General features: G+C 61.1%; 3 protein-coding genes. 2 read left to right on the plus strand and 1 reads right to left on the minus strand.

The window, feature by feature from the left end; genetic code table 11:
• A partial coding sequence (gene dctA / locus DBR24_RS12355; RefSeq protein WP_256591427.1) for a C4-dicarboxylate transporter DctA occupies positions 1 to 1,005 on the plus strand: 1,005 nt, incomplete at its 5' end.
• A gap of 188 nt (positions 1,006 to 1,193) precedes the next feature.
• On the plus strand, positions 1,194 to 2,375 hold the full coding sequence (locus DBR24_RS12360) for a CaiB/BaiF CoA-transferase family protein (RefSeq protein ID WP_128614895.1): 1,182 nt from the start codon (positions 1,194 to 1,196) through the stop codon (positions 2,373 to 2,375).
• 201 nt (positions 2,376 to 2,576) lie between these two features.
• Here the strand turns inward: DBR24_RS12360 and DBR24_RS12365 are convergent, their stop codons facing one another.
• Positions 2,577 to 3,071 carry a SprT family zinc-dependent metalloprotease gene (locus tag DBR24_RS12365; protein WP_041067555.1) on the minus strand — a complete coding sequence of 165 codons (495 nt, stop codon included), beginning with the start codon at positions 3,069 to 3,071 and terminating at the stop codon, positions 2,577 to 2,579.
• Positions 3,072 to 3,281: the final 210 nt, after the last annotated feature.

A 3,281-nucleotide genomic window follows, 5' to 3' on the forward strand; every position in this document is an offset into this window, starting at 1 on the left:
GTCAGCACCCTGGACGCCTCGAAAGTCGCCACCTACGTGGCACAAGGCGCGGACCAGAGCGTTGTCGGCTTCCTGCTCAACGTGATCCCGACCACCATCGTCGGTGCATTCGCCACCGGTGACATCCTGCAAGTGTTGATGTTCTCGGTGATCTTCGGTTTCGCCTTGCATCGCCTGGGTGACTACGGTCGTCCGATCCTCGACTTCATTGATCGCTTCGCCCACGTGATGTTCAACATCATCAACATGATCATGAAGCTCGCGCCGATCGGTGCCTTCGGTGCCATGGCCTTCACTATCGGTGCCTACGGTGTCGGCTCGCTGGTGCAGCTGGGTCAACTGATGATCTGCTTCTACATCACCTGCCTGGCGTTCATCCTGATCGTGCTCGGCGGTATTGCCCGCATGCACGGTTTCAGCGTGCTGAAGATGATCCGCTACATCCGTGAAGAGCTGCTGATCGTACTGGGTACTTCGTCGTCGGAATCGGTACTGCCACGCATGCTGATCAAGATGGAGCGTCTGGGCGCGAAGAAGTCGGTTGTAGGTCTGGTGATCCCGACCGGTTACTCGTTCAACCTCGACGGCACCGCGATCTACCTGACCATGGCGGCCGTGTTCATTGCTCAGGCAACCGACACGCACATGGACATCACCCATCAGATCACCCTGCTGGTGGTGTTGCTGTTGTCCTCCAAAGGTGCGGCTGGCGTGACCGGTTCGGGCTTCATCGTACTGGCCGCCACCCTGTCGGCGGTCGGTCACCTGCCGGTGGCCGGTCTGGCGCTGATCCTCGGTATCGACCGCTTCATGTCCGAAGCCCGTGCCCTGACCAACCTGGTCGGCAACGCCGTCGCGACCATCGTGGTTGCCAAGTGGGTGAAAGAGCTGGACACCGACGTGCTGCAATCCGAGCTGGCCTCGGGCGGTCGTGGTATCGCTGACACCCGTCCTGAAGATGACCTGGGTGTGGCTGAAGGCGCGACCCCGAGCAACGTCAAGTAACTGCACTCGGGTAATACTCTGTGGCGAGGGGGCAAGCTCCCTCGCCACAGATGCACTGAGAAACCCGCTTCGGCGGGTTTTTTCTTGCCCCTGATTTGAGCGTAACGGTCACCCCCGCTGACATATCCGGTGATTGCCGGACGCGGCATCGCTGCCTAGGCTGGGTGCATTGCCCAAGGAGATCGCCCATGTCTGCGCCGCTGGCCTCATTGAAGATTCTGGATTTCTCGACCCTGCTGCCAGGCCCGTTCGCCTCGCTGTTGCTGGCGGACATGGGCGCCGAGGTGCTGCGCATCGAATCGCCGAGCCGTATGGATCTGCTGCGGGTGCTGCCGCCCCACGATCAGGGCGTGTCGGCCAGCCACGCTTATCTGAACCGCAACAAGCGCAGCCTCGCGCTGGATCTCAAGCAGCCCGAGGCGCTGGAGGTAATCAGGCAGTTGCTGGGCGACTACGACGTTGTTCTGGAGCAGTTCCGCCCCGGAGTGATGGAGCGCCTGGGCCTGGGGTATGAAGCGTTGAAGGCGATTAACCCCAAGCTGATTTACGTGTCGATCACCGGTTACGGCCAGACCGGGCCGTATAAGGATCGCGCCGGGCATGACATCAACTACCTCGCACTGGCCGGGCTGGCCAGTTATACCGGTCGCGCCGACAGCGGTCCGTTGCCGCTGGGCATGCAGGTGGCGGATATCGCCGGTGGTTCGCTGCACGGCGTGATCGGCCTGCTGGCGGCGGTGATTGCCCGGCAACAGAGCGGGCAGGGCACCCATCTGGACGTGAGCATGACCGATTGCGCGTTCAGTCTGCACGCGATGGCCGGTGCCGGTTACCTGGCCTGTGACGAGGAACCGCACTGGGAAGACCAGATGCTCAATGGCGGCAGCTTCTATGACTATTACCGCTCGCGTGACGGGCGCTGGTTGTCGGTGGGCAGTCTGGAGCCGGCCTTCATGCAGCAACTGTGTACGGCGTTGGGCCGGCCAGAGTTGGCGGCGCAGGGCTTGTCGCCCAAGCCCGAGCAGCAGCGGTTATTGAAGGACGCACTGAAAGTGGAGTTCGAGAAACACGACTTTGCCGAGCTGTGTGAATTGTTCGCCGGGGTCGATGCCTGTGTCGAGCCAGTGCTGAATCTGAGCGAGGCGGTGCTGCATCCCCAGTTGCAGGCGCGTGAACTGGTGACCCAGGTGCCGCGTGGGGATGGTACGACGCAGGCGCAGATTGCCTGTCCGCTGAAATTCTCCGAGGCGCTGCCGGCACCGCGACATGTCGGGGCGGGGTTGGGGCAGCATACGGAGCAGGTGTTGGGCGAGTTGGGGTTTGGTGCGCAGCGGATTGCCGAGTTGCGTGCTTCCAAAGTCATTCTTTAGGGCCTGTACCGGCCTCATCGCTGGCAAGCCAGCTCCCACAGGTTTTGTGTCGTATACAGAGCCTGTGAGCACCTGGAAACTGTGGGAGCTGGCAAGTCAGCTCCCACAGGTTTTGTGTCGTATACAGAGCCTGTGAGCATCTCGAAAACTGTGGGAGCTGGCTTGCCAGCGATGAGGCCCTGCGGTCCAGCTGAACACTGACTATTCCACCCGCATCTCACCACTGAATACCAAGGTGTTGCGGCATCTACGGCACAAATACCGTCGTCCCTGGCGCACCAGGCTATGACGCTGCGCCGAAAACGGAAAATCACTGTCGGCACACGGGCATTTGTAGATGTAGCGGGTCACGCTGCGGCGTTTGACGGCGTAGGTGTGGCAGCGATCCGGCGGCAGTTCATAGACCCCGCGCATGATCAGTTGCCACTCTTCGCCGTGTGGCTGGATGCGGTCGCCGAACAGTTGATGGGCGATCAGGTGCGCGACTTCGTGGGCCACAGTCTGCTTGAGGAAGTGTTCGGTGTTTTCCCGGTACAGCTGCGGGTTGAAGCGCAGCAGGTTCTCGTGCAGATGCGCGACACCGGCTTTTTGCCCGCGCAGCTTGAGGCTGACGACGGGGCGTTGGAAATGACGTTTGAAAAAGGCTTCTGCGAGTTGGTAACAGTCTTCGACGCGGGTATTGAGTTGCTCGGGCATGCTTGATGGATCTCCAGAGGCGTCGAGTATGCCGCAACCTCCCGGACTTGCGAATCGCCGACCTGCCGAATGGTCATCCGCCAAACGAGAAGGCCGCCTTGCGGCGGCCTGTATTGGCAGATCTTGTCGTTCTCGGGGGGGAATCATGTCAGTTGGTATACACCGGCCCTACGCCGAGGCCCCAGACAATCACGGTGAACGCCATGATGG

The organism is Pseudomonas sp. HMWF006 (assembly GCF_003061205.1).
Classification (GTDB): domain Bacteria; phylum Pseudomonadota; class Gammaproteobacteria; order Pseudomonadales; family Pseudomonadaceae; genus Aquipseudomonas; species Aquipseudomonas monsensis.